Origin of the sequence: Acidisoma sp. (assembly GCF_035492295.1) — a bacterium.
Lineage (GTDB): Bacteria > Pseudomonadota > Alphaproteobacteria > Acetobacterales > Acetobacteraceae > Acidisoma.
Genome location: NZ_DATJJK010000231.1, coordinates 1 through 16527, shown reverse-complemented (window position 1 = coordinate 16527; position 16527 = coordinate 1). Strand labels below are relative to the sequence as shown.

The following is a 16527-nucleotide window of genomic DNA, read 5'->3' as shown; positions in this document are numbered from 1 at the left end:
AGGATCACAGAGTCGCGGCAAAGCCGCGTGGTGGCGGAGGGGCAGGCTGCCCCTGCCCCGGGGGCATGTCAACCAAGCGGCGCATGCTACAAGAGCGGCCCGGCCCAGCCGTTCGCGAAGAAAGGAAAAGCCCATGGATCCCTCGACGCTCACCTGTCTCATCCTGGAACGGGAGGAGGGCTTCGCCATTCTGACGCTGAACCGGCCGCAGGCGCTGAATGCGCTCAACAACCAGATGATGGACGAGATGAGCGCGGTGATCCCGGCGCTCGATGCGGACCCCGGGGTGCGCGCGATCATCCTCACCGGCTCGGAAAAAGCCTTCGCGGCCGGCGCGGACATCAAGGAAATGGCCGGGAAAAGCTTCGCCGAGGCGGTTTCCGAGGATTTCATCACCCGCAACTGGGAGGCCGTCACCCGCTGCCGCACCCCCGTCATCGCCGCCGTCGCGGGCTACGCGCTGGGTGGCGGCTGCGAGCTTGCGATGATGTGCGACATTATCCTCGCGGCCGACACGGCACGATTCGGCCAACCCGAAATCACGCTGGGCATTCCGCCGGGCGCGGGTGGCACCCAGCGCCTGCCGCGCGCCATCGGCAAGGCGCACGCCATGGAGATGATCCTGACCGGCCGCATGATGGATGCGGCGGAGGCCGAGCGCGCCGGGCTCGTCAGCCGCGTCGTGCCCGCCGAGAAGCTGATGGAGGAAGCGCGGGCCGTGGCGCGCAAGATCGCCGGCCTGTCGCCGCTCACCACCCAGCTCGCCAAGGAGTTGGTCAATGCGGCCTATGAGACGCTGCTGGCCCAGGGCATCCGGCAAGAGCGCCGGACCTTCCACGCCGCCTTCGCGACCGAGGATCAGAAGGAGGGCATGGCCGCCTTCATCGAAAAGCGAAAGGCGGCCTTCACGGGGCGCTAGCCCCCGGCGATGATCGCCATCAGCGCTTCGGCCGCCCGGCTGCGGTAGCGCTCCGTCCGGCGCAGCAGCGAGAAGGGCCGGTCCGGCAGGCGGAGATCGACCGCCTGCAGAAGCCCGGCCTCGAGGCTGGGTGCGGCGACGGAGGCGGAGAGGGCCGTGGCACCGAGGCCCGCCTCCACCGCGCCGCGCACCGCCTCGTTGGACGGGAGTTCGAGGATCACCCGCAGCGCCAAGGGGGACAGGCCGAAGCCTTCGATCGCCGCCTCGAATACCGAGCGCGTGCCGGACCCCGGCTCGCGCAAGACCCATTCGCCCTCGGCCAGTCGCTTCGGATCGAAAGACCGCACCGTGGCCCAGGCGTGATCGGGCGCGACCAGCACCACCAGCTGGTCCCGCGCCACCTGTTCGGAGATCAGAGCGGGATCGTCGATGGCACCTTCGATGAAGCCCAGTTCCGCCGCTCCCTCATGCACCGCCGCCGCGACCTGCGCGGTATTGCCGATGGTGAGATGGATCTCGACCCCCGGATGCGCCTGGCGGAAGGCCGCGAGGTGGCGCGGCAGCCAGTAGCTCGCGATGGTCTGGCTCGCCTGCAGCGTCAGCGTTCCGCGCTTGAGATCCCCGAGTTCGGAAAGCACCAGCTCCGCCGCCTCGGCCCGCGCCAGCACGGCGCGCGCCTCGCCGAGAAACACCGCACCCGCCTCCGTCAGCGCAATGCCACGGCCGACCCGGTGGAAAAGCTTGGTGCCGAAGCGCGTCTCCAGTCCGGCGATGGCCGCGCTGACCGCCGATTGGGCGAGGTCCAGCGCCTCCGCCGCGCGGGTCATGTGCTGACGCTCGGCGACAGCCGCAAAGATGCGCAGCTGTTCCAGGGTCAGGGGATGGCGCAAGGGCCGCGTTTCCAGGTCAGACGCGGGTATAGGAAAGATTGCGGGCGAGCCAACAGCCGAGCGTGACGCCCGAGACCCGGCCCGCGCTGTCCCGCTCAAAACGCAGCGTCCAGTCACCCGGCGCGCTGTAATCGAGCGCGCGCGGGCAGGGCAGCAGCCACACGTCCTGCGAGAAAGGCTTCAGCTGCAGCATCTCGCCGCGGCCCAGGAAGCCGGAAAAGGCGCCGTAGAGCCCGCCCCCGGACGCGGCCAAGGTGAGTTCGGCACCAAGCTCCATCGAGCGGAAGACGCCTTCGACATCGGCCGCCGGCTCGCCTGCGACGGGCGCCAGGACTGTCGCGAGATTCTCGCTCGGCCGTTCCAGCCGCAGGCCCTGTTCGGTGACAGCGAGCCGGCTGCCGGCCGAGCCATAGGCGCCATCGGCGGCGGGAGACAGCAGATCCGCGCCATGGCCGTAGCCCAGCCTGATGCGCCCCTCGCCCGCCGCGTCGATCGCGACGGCCAATCCGCTTTCAGGTTCGATGTAGCGGCCGAGGACGCCGGCAGCATCCCCTTCTGTCACCGCCGCAGCGCTGGTTCCGCCCAGCATGGCGCCGAGAATCTCGAGCGCCGGCCCGCGGGGATCGGCCATATGGTTGAAGAGCGTGACGACGGAGATCCGCTCCTCCGGCAGATAGGCGCGGAGGCTGCGGAAGCCGCGCAGGCCGCCTTCATGGCACGTCGCCTTTCGGCCGTGAAATTCCGCGCGGGCAAGCCCGAAACCGTAGGTAGCGGGCGTGCCGTCCCGGAAGGTAACGGGTCCGGCAAGGCGCCCGTAGAGCGTGTCCGCGTCGTCCCGGGTCGCGTCGATATATTGCTCCCAGGCGATCATGTCCTCCAGCGAGGCGGCGATGCCGGCATCGCCGGTCCAGACGATATGGTTGACCGCGGGGCGAAATCCCTCCGCCGCACTGCCCTCGTAGCCCAGCGTGCCGCCTTCCACCCAAGCCGTATCGGCATTGAGCTTCGCCGTGGGCATGCCCGCGACATTGAAGACGCGGGCACGCAACAGGTCGGCGAAAGCCTGGCCGGTCCGTTCCTCGATCATATCGGAAAGAAGTCGAAAATTCTGGTTGCAGTAGGAGTAGCGGGTGCCGGGCGCGAACTGCAGGCTGCGGGTGCGGCTGATGATCCGCTGGGCGTCCTCCGCCGTGAAACGCCCCTCGACGGGCGCGCCCTGAAGCATGGCGACGGCCCAATAGTCGCGCAGGCCCGACTGGTTATGGGCAAGATCAAGAATGCCCGGCCGCGCGCCCTCCAGCAGCGGCAGGCGGCGGTGGAGATCGCCCGTCAGCACGGTCGGGTCTGGAAAGAGGTCGAGCAGGAGAGCGCAGGTGAACTGCTTCGAGATCGAGCAGATCAGGCTCATCGTCTGCGGCGTGAAGGGAATCCGCCGCGCGGCATCGGCGAAGCCCCAGGCATGGCGGGCGAGAACCTGGCCGTTTTTCAGGACGGCCACCGCGCCACCGGGCCCCGCGTGGCGCTGGGGCAGGGTCGCGAGGATCGTGTCGAGAGAAGCGGCTGCTGTCATGAAACGGGCTCCGGATCGGTCGGGCCGCTAGAAAGGCGCCTCGGGGCCGAACTGGCAAGACCGCGGTCGCGTCAGACGGCACCTGCGACCGCGCGGCGGCGGAGCATGGGCCCGAACTGGGCGAGAACCAGGCTGCCGAGGAGGAGCGCGCAGCCGAGCCAGCCGGCCGGCGGTAGCCGCTCGCCGAGGATGAGCGCGGCGAGGAGGGCGGCGAAGAGCGATTCCGACATCAGCATGACGGCGGCGTCGCTGGGCGGCGTGTAGCGCTGGAAGATGGCCTGCAGCAGGAAGGCGACGCCGCCGGACAGCGCGCCGGCATAGAGGATCTCTCTCCAGGCGCCCGCGATCGCGGCCGGATGCCAGGGCTCCGTGAGCCCGCCAATCGTCAGGCCGAGCACGACGCAGGTTGCGGATTGCCAGAGCGCCGCCGCGACGGGCCGCCCGCTTCGCCGGATGAACCGGTCGAGCAGGAGGATCTGCGCGGCGAAGCAGAGGGCGGAGATGATCGTCATCAGATCCCCGGCGCCGAGCCCGCCGAGATTGCCGGCAAGAAACCAGGTGCCGATGAGCGCCAGAAGTGCCGCGACCCAGATGGCGGGATGCGGCAGGCGGCGGGACACCAGCGTTTCGAGACAGGGGACGAAGATGACATAGAGGCCTGTCAGGAAACCGACATGGGTGACACTCGTCACCGCCACCGCCCATTGCTGGAGAATCGTGCCAGCAAAGAAGGCGAAGCCGAGCGGCAGGAGCAGCAGACACTCCGCTGCTCCCAGCGGGTGAGCAGCCCGCCTTGCCTCCCAAACGCCGAGAGGCAAAACGACCAGGAAAGCCAGGATGTAGCGCAGGCCGGTGAGCCAGCCCGCGCCCAAGGACGCCGCTTCGGACTGGGCGATGAAGCCGCCACCCCAAATGGCGGCGGCGAGGAGAAGGCCGAGATTGGCGGAGAGTCGAGACATCATTTCCAAGCCGGACGGGAGGGCGGCCCGGTCTGGAATGCCTCTCGCCGCTCGTCAATCGGGCCTCCCGGCCGCCCTGCTATTCGCGATCGAAGATCGCGATGACCGAATCGAGATGGTCCGCCATGCGGGCGCGGGCGGCATCCGGGTCCCGCGCGACAATCGCCTTCAGGACTTCCCAATGCTCCCCTTCGGAGCGGAACGACATGTCGTCCGGCGTGTAGAGCCCCTGCAGGCGGCGGAAGAGGGTGCCGTAGCGATGGCCGAGCAACAGCGTGATCAGCATCTCATAGGCCGGGTTGCCGCTCGCCTGGGCGATCACGATGTGGAACTGGCGGTCGCCCGGATTGGTGCGGCTGCCTTCGCGATTATCCCGCAAATTGCGCTCGAAGGCCGCGCGCAGCGCATCGATCTGTGCGGCGGTGGCATGGCGGGCGGCCAGTGCCGCGGTTTCAGGCTCCACGAGCCTGCGCGCCTGCAGCAGCGCGAAGGGCGGAATCTCGGCCGAGAGATCCAACATGATCGGCAGTTCGGGATCGGGCTCCATCAGGTTGATCCGCGTCATCTGGCTCATGCTGTCGAGCGTGACGTCGCCTCCGGGCATGCGCAGCACCTGCATGCCGGCGCCGACCCGCACATCGACCACGCCCAGGACTTCAAGCGCGATCAACGCCTCGCGCACCGAGGAACGGCTGACCTGAAGGGCCGCCGCCAACTCGCGCTCGGACGGGAGAAAGGCGCCGGGCGGATATTCGCCCGCGCGGATCAGTTCGCAGAGCCGGTCGGCGATCTGTGTGTAGAGGCGTCGATTCTGGATGGCTTCCAGGGCCATTCTTTTCCCATTTTGGCTGCGCTTGGCATGGTCTACTCATCCTACTACAACACAATAATTGGTCCGGCCATTGGTCCTTTACGACCAAGCATCATTCACACCCATCGCCGGATTGAGGAGATGCCATGAGACTCACAGGAAAACGGGCTTTCATCACGGCGGCGGGGCAGGGGATCGGCCGCGCGACGGCCGAGCTCTTCGCGCGCGAAGGGGCGGAGGTCATCGCCACAGACATCAATGCTGCCGCGCTGCAACATGTGAAGGGATGCACAGTGCAGGTGCTGGACGTCCTCTCCGCCGAGGCGGTCGAGAAAGCGGCCGCCGAGGCCGGACGGATCGACATCCTGTTCAACTGCGCGGGCTACGTGCATCAGGGCTCGATACTCGATTGTGATGACCGAGCCTGGCAGTTCTCCTTCGATCTTAACGTTACCGCAATGTATCGAATGATACGCGCCTTCCTGCCTGGCATGCTCGCCTCGGGTGGAGGCTCCATCATCAATATGGCTTCTGTCGCGTCTTCCATCAAAGGTGCCCCGAACCGCGCGGCCTATGGCGCGTCGAAGGCGGCAGTGCTGGGCCTCACCAAATCCGTTGCAGCCGATTACGTAACGAAGGGCATTCGCTGCAACGCAATCTGCCCCGGCACGGTGCAATCCCCCTCGCTCGACGATCGCATCAAGGCGCAGGCGGCCTCCGGCGGCGTCACGCAGGACGCGGCACGCGCCGGCTTCGTGCAGCGGCAGCCCATGGGCCGTCTCGGCTCGGCGGAGGAAATCGCCTATCTCGCCCTCTATCTCGGTTCCGACGAAAGCAGCTACACGACGGGCACGGAACAGATCATTGACGGTGGCTGGTCCATTTAATGGTAAAAATAACCGACCTGTACACTGTGGACGTTCGTTTTCCGACGTCGAACACATTGTACGGGTCGGATGCCATGAACATCGATCCGGAATATTCGGTCGCCTATGTCGTTCTGCGGACCGACCAGGACGGATTGAGCGGACATGGCCTCGCCTTCACCATCGGCCGCGGCACGGAGGTTGTGTGCGCAGCCATCCGCGCCCTTTCCCATCTCGTCGTCGGTCTCGACCTCGACTGGATCCGTGAAAATCCAGGGCGCTTCTGGCGGCGCATGACCGGAGACAGCCAGCTGCGCTGGATCGGACCCAGCAAGGGCGCCATGCATCTCGGCACCGGCGCCGTCGTCAATGCCGTCTGGGACCTTTGGGCGAAGGCGGAACGCAAGCCGGTCTGGCGTCTGGTCGGCGAGATGAGCCCGATGGAGCTCGTCCGCTGCATCGACTTCCGCTACATCCTCGACGTCATCGGGCCGGAAGAAGCCTTTGATTTCCTGACGGACGCCGCGCGGGACAAGCATGAGCGGCTCGATCAGCTGATGACGCACGGCTACCCCTGCTACACCTCCGCCCCAGGCTGGCTGAGCAGTACCGACGAGCAGCTGACCCGGGCCGCACATTTCGCCGTCAAATCCGGCTTCAATCACATCAAGATGAAGGTCGGCCGCAGGCTGGAGGATGACATGCGCCGGGTCGCCATCGTGCGCGAGGTCATCGGCCCGCATCGCCGGCTGATGATCGATGCCAATCAGGTCTGGGAAGTGGAACAGGCGATCGCCTGGCTGAAGGAGCTGCAATTCGCCAAGCCATGGTTCATCGAGGAACCGACGAGCCCCGACGATATCGAAGGACACAGGCGGATCCGCGATGCGGTGTCACCCATCATGGTCGCGACCGGCGAGATGTGCCAGAACCGGATCATGTTCAAGCAGTTCATTTCGCGCGGCGCGCTCGACATCGTGCAGCTTGACGCGTCGCGCCTCGGCGGGGTCAACGAAGTTCTCGCCGTCATGATCATGGCGGCGCGGCACGACCTGCCGGTCTGCCCGCACGCCGGCGGCGTCGGCCTCTGCGAATATATCCAGCATCTCGCCATGATCGACTATCTTGCGGTCTCCGGCTCGCAGGTGAATCGCATGGCCGAATATGTCGACCATCTTCACGAGCATTTCCTGGAGCCTTGCACCGTCATCGGCTCGGCCTATCTGCCGCCGAAAGAGCCCGGCTTCTCCATCACCATGCGCCCGGAATCGCTCGCCCAATATGTCTTCCGGGGCTGAATCAGTTGCCATGACAATAACGGTGACAGAAAGGCGGCCGCGCTGCGCCCGCTCGTGCACGATCATGTCGGGTGGAAGCGATGCCGCGATTCGGTCTGACCCGATCAGACCCTGACCCAAGTCGATAAGGTTTTGACCAGGTCCAAGAGAAAGCCTTAACATTTTCTGAACGACCGACATGCGGGGGCCATCGCTCCGGCCAAGGGTCCAAGCTTGGAAAAGAAACACCCGATGAAAGCGATCCTCTGCAGCAAGCCCGGCACGCTCGAGCTGATCGAGCGGCCGGTCCCCACGCCCGGGCCTGGAGAGGCGCTTCTCCGCATCCGGCGGATCGGCATCTGCGGCACGGATTATCACATCCTCGGCGGCCGCCAGCCCTATTTTGCCTATCCCCGAATCATCGGCCATGAGCTTTCGGCCGAGATCGTCGAGGCGCCTGCCGGCTCCGGCTTCACGCCGGGCATGGCGGTCGTCGTCATGCCCTATCTGAGCTGCGGGACATGCCGCGCCTGCCGCCGCGGTTTCACCAATTGCTGCCAGAGGATCGGGGTGCTCGGTGTGCATCTGGACGGCGGCATGGCCGAATATCTGGCGGTGCCATTGCGCAATCTCTTCCCCGCCGAAGGGCTCTCCCTCGACCAGGCGGCGATGGTCGAATTCCTCGCCATCGGTGCGCATGGCATTCGCCGGGCCGGCGTCGGCCCCGAGGACCGTGTGCTCGTGGTGGGTGGCGGGCCCATCGGCATCGCGGCCGCAATCTTTGCCCAGGCCAATGGCGGCGAGGTCACGGTCATGGATCTGCGGCAGGACCGGCTGGATTTCGCGACCGGGACGCTGGGCGTCGCCCATGCCCTGCGCGCCGGACCCGAGGCTCAAGCCGCCCTTTCCGCACAGACGGAGGGTGATTTCTTCGACGTGGTGGTGGATGCCACAGGCCACGCAGCCTCAATCTCGGGCGGTCTCGCCTATGTCGGCCATGGCGGCCGCTATGTCCTGCTCAGCATCGTGCAGGACGATATCGGCTTTCCCGACCCCGAATTCCACAAGCGGGAGACAACCCTTCTCGCCAGCCGCAATGCACTTCCCGCGGATTTCCGCGAGGTGATGGCGGCAATGGCCGCGGGCCGGGTGCCGACGGAGGCGCTCGCCACCCATCGCGCGCCGTTCGGCGAGGGTCCTTCCGCGATCCCGGTCTGGGCCAGGCCCGAGACCGGGGTGATCAAGGCGCTCCTCGAGGTCTAGTCCGCCGGCTTCATCAGCGTGCGACGATGCGCCTCAACCCGGTCAAGCGCGCGGGCCATGTCATCGAACCAGCCCTCATGGTTGAGGAAGGCGCGCGCAGTCTCGTTCAGCCCGCCGCGCGTCTCATATTCCTCCGGCGGCAGGGCATCGCCCTTGCGATCCATCTCGAGCGCCAGTTCGCCGAGGCCCGAATAAAGGGAGCGGACGTAGCGCGAGGCCAGGGCCGGCACGATTTCCCGGCTTTGCAGCCAGGCGACGACGGTGTTCTGCATCTGGAAATGCGCCGACATGAGACCGCTCGCGATACTGATCGCGTCAAGATCACTCTCCTGGTCCGGGATCACGAGTTCCCCGACTTTCCCGAAGATCGCTTCAACCTCGGCATCGGCGGGCGTCATCAGGATCGGGCCCTTGCCGAATTCGATGCAGGGCAGGGGGATCATGCGGACCACGCGGGTGGCCGGCGCGATGTTCCGGCGCACCACCTCGACCGGCACACCGGCGAGGAAGCTCACCACGATCTGATCGGCCCGGAAGGGCAGGGCACCCAACTCGCCGATCTGCTTCGGCAGAACGCCGAGGAGGACGATGTCGCTCTGCGCCACCACCGCCTCGTTGCTCTCGGCGCGCTTGGTATTGTCGAATTCCCTGGCGAGCGCGCGGGACCGGGTTTCAGATCGTGGCGAGAGCAGGAAGCGATGCGCCTGCGCCTCCGTCTTCTGCAACCCGCGGATCACCGCATCCGCGAGTGTTCCCGTTCCCACAAATCCCAATATCGCCATGGCCCTGTCGCTCCTTGCAAGCCGCTGTCCCTTTTAGGAAGACGCGGCCAGCAGCGAAGCGCAAGCGCCCTCAGATCGACCAGGTCGCATCCGCCATCCGCGCGGCATGGGCGGGCGGACGCACCAGGGCCGCGAGTTGGCCAGCCAGGAACTCCGCCTGCTGGCGGATGTCGGGCACCGCCGTCATCTCCCAGAAAGCGCCCTTGGTCACCGGGCCAATGGCATAAAGCCTGCGGGAAATCGCACCCTCCCGGTCGAGCAGCGCGCAGTTGCGGGTGATATCGAGGCCAAGGCCGAGCGCGTCGGGACGGATCAGGCCGCGGTCGAGCAGCCGGCGCAGCAGCGGATCGCGGATACGGGCGAAATCGCTTTCCGGCCCCGCGCAATTGATGACGCGGCCCACAGAGACCTGCTCCATCCCCTCCTGGAAGCGGGGCCGGAAGCTGACCTCGACCCGCGCGCCGGCACGGATGCGGAAATCGCGGATGCGCCCGGCGCGTATATGCAGCTGGCCCTTGCGGCGGGCCTCCGCGATGCGCGCGGCGACGGGACCCGCGACGCGGTGGCGGTGCGTATCCCACCAGGGGCGGAGATGACGGAGGAAGCGCTTGCGGTCCTCGATCGCCATCGCCTGCCAGATATCGGTGGTGAGCGGGCGCAACTCGTCGATCACAGCCTGCCAGGAGCCGCCGGCCTGGCGCGCAGCCGCCGCCCGCGCGCGCAGGAAGCGCGCGAGGCTGTTGAGGCGGGTCGGGAATTGCTCGTTTTCAGGCAAGGCCGTGGCATTGGGGCCGAGGAGATGATTCTGCGGCAGCAGGCCCCGCCTGGAGAGCGCGATGATGGGTCCGCGATGCTCCTGATCGAGCAGTGAAATGACGGTATCGATGGTGGTGAGCCCGGTGCCGATCAGCAGGACGGGCGTGTCCTGGTCGAGATCGGCGATGAGATCGGGCGCCCAAGGGTCCGGACTGTAGAAAGTCGTATCATAGAAGCCGGGATCGGCGACCTGCGGCGGTGAGGGCGGAAAATTGCCGACGGCGAGCACCGCGCGATCCACCATCCGCACCGTCCCGTCGCCAAGGGTGAGGGCGACCCCGCCGGACTGCGTCTCGACATCGGCGACATCGGCCTGCAGCAGATCGAGCCTGCCGCAGAAGACCGCCGAACGGCGCTCGCTCTCCAGCAGGTCTTCGACATAGCGGCCGAAGACCGCGCGCGGCACGAAGGTGGTGGGTGAGGGCTTGATGCCGCCGAGCTCGGCGGGTTCCGCCGCCCGCAGCCAGTCGAGAAAATGCTGGGGCTGGTTCTGATAGGCACTCATCTTGGCTGCCGGCACGTTGAGCAGGTGGGACGAATTGCCGGTGGAATAGGCCGCACCGCGGCCGAAATGTCGGTTGCGCTCGATGAGGAGGATGCGGGTCTCGGGAGAAGATTGCCGCATCAGATGAAGGGCCAGCAGCGTGCCGCTGAAGCCCGCGCCGATGATGGCGACGGTCTGTTCGGTCATCCTGGACATCCTGATTTCTCGTGATCGGTGCAGCGATATCCGCAAGGGAAACGCTCCGGCCGGGAGCCTCCCAGGCGGTCATGGATGGGCACAGAAATGGGGACGGTAAGGGCTGCGCTCATGCCCTACTATGGCACGCGCTATTTCCTATTGGTCAAGTAGAAAATTAGCGAGGAGAGAGGCGCCTCCGCTTACACGGCGAGGTCCGCGCCAAGCGCCGGCGTGCGTGCGAGATCGGCCACGGTGCATCCTTCCAGCACCTCGGCCGCGGCGTCGCGCACCCGCTGCATCAGGCCGGTCAGCTGGCAGGTCTCGATATCCTTGCAGTCCTTGCAGACGCCGAAGCGCGTGCGGCTGGCACAAGGGGTCAGCGCAATCGGCCCATCAATGACACGGTAGATGTCGGCAACCGAAATTTCCCCAGCGGGCTTCAACAGCTTATGGCCGCCCACGGGGCCGCGACGGCTCTGAATGAAGCCTTCGTCCCGCAGCTGCACCAGAATCGCCTCGAGAAATTTGCGCGGCGTGTCACTGCGTTCGGCAATGATCTGGGCACTGGTCCAGCGATTCGATGGCGCTTCCTCGGCAAGAACGAGGATGGCGCGAAGAGCATATTTGGCGCGGCTCGACAGCATGGACGATCCATCAGGTAACGGCGGGCTTGGTGGGGGACGGTCATGAAAACGGATGCGCCTTCCCGAAGGCAGGCGCAAGTCTCAAGCCTCGGGGGACGCAGCGGAACCTCCGCCTGCGGATTTGGCGGCGGCCCTGGCGCGCCGCTCGCGCCAGGCATCCATCAGTTGGATGATCGTGGCCGCGGTTTCCTCGATCGAGCGACGGCTGACATCGATGACCGGCCAACCCCGGCTGGTGCAAAGGCGCTTGGCCCAGAGCAGCTCGGCCGTCACGGCATCGAGGTCGGTATATTCCCCGCGGTCGCGCTGGCCGACAGCGTTGGTGCCGAGCATGCGCAGCCGGTGGCGGCGAATATCGATGAGGGATTGCGGATCAAGGGTAAGGCCGACCACCGGGCAGCTGGGACTGTCAAGCGCGGGGGGCAGATCGATCCCCGGCACGAGCGGGATGTTCCCCGCCTTGATACCGCGATTGGCCAGGTAGAAGGAGGTCGGCGTTTTGGAGGAGCGGGAGACACCGACCAGGATGACATCCGCTTCCGCAATGCCTGCCTGGGCCTGGCCGTCATCATGCGCGAGGACATAGTGGATGGCGTCGATCCGCCGGAAATAATCGGCATCGAGAATATACTGCCGACCCGGCCGGGCTGACGCCTGTTCGCCCAGATGGTCCTGCAGCATGGTCATGACCTGATCCAGCACATGGACGATGGGCACGCCCAGGCGCGCGCAGGCCATGTCGAGTTCGCTGCGCATCGCGCGGTCGACGAGGCTGGAGAGAACCGGACCCGGCTCTGCCTGTACCCCATCCAGCACGCGATGAAGCTGAAACCGCGTGCGAATCAGGCTCCAGCGATGCGGCACGATGTGCAGATGCTCGAACTGTACCGTCGTCGCTCGTGCAATGGAATTAAGCGTCTCGCCGGTGGCATCGGAGACGAGATGGAGGTTCAACCGGTGCGTGGACATCTCGGGATCATAACGGGATAAGTGGGGATAAGGGAAAGGCACGCCGGGCTCGCAGCCCGACATCGGGGGTAACAGGTATTTCGCACTCGCATGTGAAGATGTGTACGACCCTCCCAGGGGTGTAACTGAGTCTTCACAGAGTCTCGAGATAAAACAGCGTTTTAATCCTCACCAAGCCTGTGGAAAACTTTGGGGACAAAAACCGGACGCACCGGGTACCCCGACTCTCGCACCCCCATCTACATCCTCCAAACTTCTTAAGTTCTTATTCTTACGTGGTAGAGTTGGGATGCTTCTTTGGGGATAATCGTGAAAAGACTTCTGAACGCTTTGGCGGGGGAAACGATGTGGCCTCCGCCCACATGGCTCATGCGACAGGCTGGCCGCTACTTGCCGGAATACCGCGACCTTCGATCTCAGAGTCCTGATTTTGTTAGGTTTTGTCTAAACCCGACAGCGGCGACTGAGGCGACGCTTCAGCCTATTCGACGCTTCGGAATGGATGGCGCCATCCTTTTCAGTGACATCCTGATCCTTCCCTGGGCACTCGGACGCGACCTGACCTTCACTGAAGGGCATGGACCGCGCTTACCCCCGCTCACGGCTGTGGATGAAGTGCGGCAGCTGGACCGGGAAGGCTTTCTCAACCGCACGCAGCCGGTGCTGGAAACAATCCGCCTGACCCGTGCGGCCTTGGCCCAGGCGCACCCTGACACGGCCCTCATCGGCTTCGTGGGCGCGCCCTTCACCGTCGCCTGCTACATGATCGAAGGGGGCGGTTCGAAGGAGTTCGCGGCGACCCGACGCATGGCAGCCTGCGACCTGCCGACCTTCGACCTCCTGATCGAAACCCTGGTCGAGACCAGTATCACTTACCTGCTGGCGCAGATCGACGCAGGGGCGGAAGCGGTCATGCTCTTCGACAGCTGGGCCGGGCTGCTTTCGCCGTCGGGCTTCGCCCGCCATGTGATCGCGCCGACGAAACGGATAGTGGCTGCGATCCGGGACAAGCATCCTACGGTTCCGGTCATCGGCTTCCCGCGCCTCGCCGGCACCATGATTGCGGCCTATGCGGCCGAGACGGGGGTGCAGACGGTGGGCATGGATACGGCGGCCGATCCGGCCGTGATCCGACGCCTGGTGCCGGACGCGATCGGGCTACAGGGCAATCTCGACCCCTTCGCCCTGCTGCAGGGGGGCGCTGCTTTGGAAGCGGAGGCCGGGCGGATCCTGTCTGCGATGCAGAACCGTCCCTTCGTCTTCAATCTCGGCCATGGTGTGATGCCGCAGACGTCGCCCGACCAGGTGGCGGCGCTGGTAAACCGGGTGCGGAGAGGCTGAGTGGCAAGCGACGGCAGAAGAACGGACGATGCAAGGCGGCCCAAGGTCGCCGTCGTTCTTTTCAATCTCGGCGGGCCGGACAATCAGGAGGCAGTGCGGCCGTTTCTGATGAACCTGTTCACCGATCCCGCCATCCTGCGGGTGCCACCCTTCGTTCGCCCGTTTCTGGCCCGCTACATCGCCCATAAACGGGTGCCGGCGGCCCAGGAGAACTATCGCCTGATGGGTGGCGGTTCTCCTCTCCTGCCACTGACGGAGCAGCAGGCAGGAGCATTGGAAGTGTCGCTCGCCCCCGACTGGGATGCGAAATGCTTCATAGCCATGCGCTACTGGCATCCCTTCAGCGACGCCGCAGTGCAAGCGGTGAAGGCATGGGGGCCGGACGAAATCCTGCTCCTGCCGCTCTATGCGCAATTCTCGACCACCACGACCGGCAGTTCCCTGATCGCGTGGCGGGAAGCCGCCGCGCGCGCCGGGCTTGCCGTCAAGACCACCACCCTCTGCTGCTGGTTCGATGACGAGGCGGTGGCAGCCAACGCGGCCACGCTGGCCCAGGGCGCGATTGATGCGGCACGGCAGGCACTGCCGGCCAACACACCGATCCGTGTGCTCTTTTCTGCCCATGGGCTGCCGAAGGTCATCGTCGACCGGGGTGATCCCTATCAGTTTCAGATCGAGGCCTATGTCGCGGCCCTTCGCCGCCATCTGCATGAGCCGGACATCGACGGGCTGGTCTGCTACCAGTCCCGAGCGACGCCCCAGCAGTGGCTTGGTCCGAGCACGGATGAGGCGGTGATGCAGGCAGGGCGGGACGGCTGCGCGGTCGTCGTGGTGCCCGTGGCCTTCGTCTCCGATCATTCGGAAACCCTGGTCGAACTCGACCTGGAATACCGGGAACTCGCCCATAAGCACGGGGTGCCGGGCTATTTCCGGGCGCCTGTGCAGAACGGCGACCCTGGCTTCATTGCCGCGCTTGCCGGCGTTGCCCGCAAAGCCCGTGCGCGGGGGCCCGGGCTTTGCAGCAACCGTGGCGGCCGGGCCTGTTCTTCCGCGCATGGCGAGTGTCCCTTTGCCCGCGCTGGTCTTCCGGCGGCCGAGAGCCTAGAACCCTCCGCATGCTGACAGCTCAGGAAGTTCTGGCCAGACGCGATCAGCCGATCGACCTGGTGATATTCGATTGCGACGGCGTGCTGATCGATAGCGAAGGCCTCGCCAGTATCGTGCTCTCGCGCGCATTGCGGGAGCTCGGCTGGATGATCTCGGCCGGGGATTGCGAAGCCCTGTTCCTCGGCACGTCGCTCCGCGACATCATTTCGCGGACGGAGGCCGAGATCGGCCGGCCCGTGCCGCCGGATTTCGCAGAGACATTCTCCGCTGCCATGGTCGAGGCGCTGGCGCGAGAGGTCGAGACCATTCGCGGCGCCGAGACCGCGCTGGCGACGCTGACCTCGGCCGGGATGAGCTGGCGCGTCGCCTCCAATTCCAGCCATGCCGAGATGGTGGTGAAATTCGGCCGCACCGGCTTGGATGTCCTTGTCGGAGACCGCAAGCACAGTGCCGAGGACATGATGAAGATCGGCCTGAACGGCAAGCCTGATCCGCATCTCTTCCTGGCCGCCGCCGAAGCGGGTGGGGTGCCCCCGGCGCGCTGCCTGGTGATCGAGGATTCAGTGCCTGGCGCGCAGGCGGCGAAAGCAGCCGGCATGACCTGCCTCGGCTATTCCCCGAAGGCGGACGGGCATGAGTTGGCGATCCAAGGCGCGGGCATCTTCCGCGACATGGGTGCGCTGCCAGTGCTTCTCGGCCTCGAGACGAAGGGCGCTGGCGCATGCTGATCGCCCTCTATCCATGGATAAAGGCATTTCATCTCATCAGCGTCATCGCCTGGATGGCGGCAACTTTCTATCTGCCGCGCCTCTACGTTTATCATTGCCACGTGCCGATCGGTTCTGCTGAGAGCGAGCGCTTCAAGATCATGGAGCGGCGGCTGCTCAAGCAGATCATGACGCCGGCGATGATCGCGACCTGGGTTTTTGGCCTCCTCCTCGTCCTCACCCCGGGCGTGGTGCTGTGGAGCCAGGGCTGGTGGTACGTGAAGCTGATTTCCGTTCTGGCCCTGAGCGGCTTTCATGGCGCCACGTCGAAATGGCGCAAGGATTTCCTCAACGACCGCAACCGCCGGCCGGAGAAGTTCTACCGTATCGCGAATGAGGTTCCGACCATCCTCATGATCATCGTCGTGATCATGGTGATCGTGAAGCCCTTCTGAGAGTGAAGGCGGCGACCCCCCGGCCTGGTGATTGAGGGATCGCCGCCAGACTGGATCTCAGAAGAAGCCCAGAGCCTTCGGGCTGTAGCTGACCAGCATGTTCTTGGTCTGCTGATAGTGGTCGAGCATCATCTTGTGGGTCTCGCGCCCGATGCCCGATTGCTTGTAGCCACCGAATGCGGCATGCGCCGGATAGGCGTGATAGCAGTTGGTCCACACACGCCCGGCCTGGATCTCGCGGCCAAAGCGATAGCACCGGTTCGCATCGCGGCTCCAGATGCCGGCGCCGAGGCCATAGAGCGTGTCATTGGCCATCGACAGCGCCTCCTCATCGTCCTTGAAGGTCGTCACCGATACCACCGGCCCGAAAATCTCCTCCTGGAAGATGCGCATCTTGTTGTGCCCCCGGAACACGGTCGGCTTGACGTAGTAGCCACCAGCAAGATCGCCAGGCAGATGGTTCTGCTCG

Annotated in this window: 16 protein-coding genes and 1 pseudogene; 8 read left to right on the top strand and 9 right to left on the bottom strand. The window is 65.6% G+C overall.

Annotation, left to right across the window (positions count from 1 at the left end):
* Nucleotides 1-133 precede the first annotated feature (133 nt).
* Nucleotides 134-919: an enoyl-CoA hydratase gene (locus tag VL752_RS17460; protein WP_325357138.1), complete on the top strand. Its 786-nt coding sequence runs from the start codon at nucleotides 134-136 to the stop codon at nucleotides 917-919.
* Here VL752_RS17460 and VL752_RS17455 read toward each other — a convergent pair.
* The 4 genes from VL752_RS17455 to VL752_RS17440 form a co-directional block, all read right to left on the bottom strand.
* Entirely contained in the window at nucleotides 916-1809 is an 894-nt protein-coding gene (locus VL752_RS17455; protein ID WP_325357137.1) for a LysR substrate-binding domain-containing protein, read from the bottom strand. The genes VL752_RS17460 and VL752_RS17455 overlap by 4 nt on opposite strands.
* Nucleotides 1810-1825: 16 nt before the next feature.
* Entirely contained in the window at nucleotides 1826-3379 is a 1554-nt protein-coding gene (locus VL752_RS17450) for a D-aminopeptidase (protein WP_325357136.1), read from the bottom strand.
* 71 nt (nucleotides 3380-3450) lie between these two features.
* On the bottom strand, nucleotides 3451-4338 hold the full coding sequence (locus tag VL752_RS17445; protein ID WP_325357135.1) for a DMT family transporter: 888 nt from the start codon (nucleotides 4336-4338) through the stop codon (nucleotides 3451-3453).
* Nucleotides 4339-4417: 79 nt separating this feature from the next.
* A complete protein-coding gene (locus VL752_RS17440; protein WP_325357134.1) occupies nucleotides 4418-5170 on the bottom strand; it encodes a FadR/GntR family transcriptional regulator in 753 nt (250 codons plus the stop codon).
* Nucleotides 5171-5295: 125 nt separating this feature from the next.
* Here VL752_RS17440 and VL752_RS17435 point away from each other — a divergent pair, with 125 nt between their 5' ends.
* The 3 genes from VL752_RS17435 to VL752_RS17425 all read left to right on the top strand — a co-directional run bounded on the left by VL752_RS17435 (nucleotide 5296) and on the right by VL752_RS17425 (nucleotide 8555).
* Entirely contained in the window at nucleotides 5296-6036 is a 741-nt protein-coding gene (locus VL752_RS17435) for an SDR family oxidoreductase (protein ID WP_325357133.1), read from the top strand.
* A 74-nt stretch (nucleotides 6037-6110) separates the two neighbouring features.
* Nucleotides 6111-7313: an enolase C-terminal domain-like protein gene (locus VL752_RS17430; RefSeq protein ID WP_325357132.1), complete on the top strand. Its 1203-nt coding sequence runs from the start codon at nucleotides 6111-6113 to the stop codon at nucleotides 7311-7313.
* 231 nt (nucleotides 7314-7544) lie between these two features.
* Nucleotides 7545-8555 carry a zinc-binding alcohol dehydrogenase family protein gene (locus VL752_RS17425; RefSeq protein ID WP_325357131.1) on the top strand — a complete coding sequence of 337 codons (1011 nt, stop codon included), beginning with the start codon at nucleotides 7545-7547 and terminating at the stop codon, nucleotides 8553-8555.
* Here the strand turns inward: VL752_RS17425 and VL752_RS17420 are convergent.
* The 4 genes from VL752_RS17420 to VL752_RS17405 form a co-directional block, all read right to left on the bottom strand.
* Entirely contained in the window at nucleotides 8552-9337 is a 786-nt protein-coding gene (locus VL752_RS17420; RefSeq protein ID WP_325357130.1) for an NAD(P)-binding domain-containing protein, read from the bottom strand. The two genes, VL752_RS17425 and VL752_RS17420, sit on opposite strands and share 4 nt — an antisense overlap.
* A gap of 70 nt (nucleotides 9338-9407) precedes the next feature.
* Nucleotides 9408-10844, bottom strand: a complete 1437-nt coding sequence (locus VL752_RS17415) for an FAD/NAD(P)-binding protein (protein ID WP_325357129.1) — start codon at nucleotides 10842-10844, stop codon at nucleotides 9408-9410.
* 191 nt (nucleotides 10845-11035) lie between these two features.
* Nucleotides 11036-11479: an RrF2 family transcriptional regulator gene (locus VL752_RS17410; RefSeq protein WP_325357128.1), complete on the bottom strand. Its 444-nt coding sequence runs from the start codon at nucleotides 11477-11479 to the stop codon at nucleotides 11036-11038.
* An 81-nt stretch (nucleotides 11480-11560) separates the two neighbouring features.
* Complete coding sequence (locus VL752_RS17405) at nucleotides 11561-12448, bottom strand: pyruvate, water dikinase regulatory protein (RefSeq protein ID WP_325357127.1); 888 nt, start codon at nucleotides 12446-12448, stop codon at nucleotides 11561-11563.
* Between the two features lie 306 nt (nucleotides 12449-12754).
* Here VL752_RS17405 and hemE point away from each other — a divergent pair, with 306 nt between their 5' ends.
* Genes hemE through hemJ form a run of 4 tightly spaced genes read left to right on the top strand, consistent with a single transcriptional unit; the run spans nucleotide 12755 to nucleotide 16058 of the window.
* Nucleotides 12755-13789 (top strand): uroporphyrinogen decarboxylase, encoded by a 1035-nt coding sequence (hemE, locus tag VL752_RS17400; protein WP_325357148.1) that lies wholly within the window; start codon nucleotides 12755-12757, stop codon nucleotides 13787-13789.
* Nucleotides 13790-14911: a ferrochelatase gene (hemH, locus tag VL752_RS17395; protein ID WP_325357126.1), complete on the top strand. Its 1122-nt coding sequence runs from the start codon at nucleotides 13790-13792 to the stop codon at nucleotides 14909-14911.
* Nucleotides 14905-15624: an HAD family hydrolase gene (locus VL752_RS17390; protein ID WP_325357125.1), complete on the top strand. Its 720-nt coding sequence runs from the start codon at nucleotides 14905-14907 to the stop codon at nucleotides 15622-15624. The genes hemH and VL752_RS17390 overlap by 7 nt, the downstream gene beginning before the upstream one ends.
* Nucleotides 15618-16058, top strand: coding sequence for a protoporphyrinogen oxidase HemJ (gene hemJ, locus VL752_RS17385; RefSeq protein ID WP_325357124.1), 441 nt, complete (start codon nucleotides 15618-15620; stop codon nucleotides 16056-16058). The genes VL752_RS17390 and hemJ overlap by 7 nt, the downstream gene beginning before the upstream one ends.
* Before the next feature lie 57 nt (nucleotides 16059-16115).
* Here the strand turns inward: hemJ and adh are convergent.
* Nucleotides 16116-16527: pseudogene (gene adh, locus VL752_RS17380) on the bottom strand (aldehyde dehydrogenase); the annotation flags it as partial.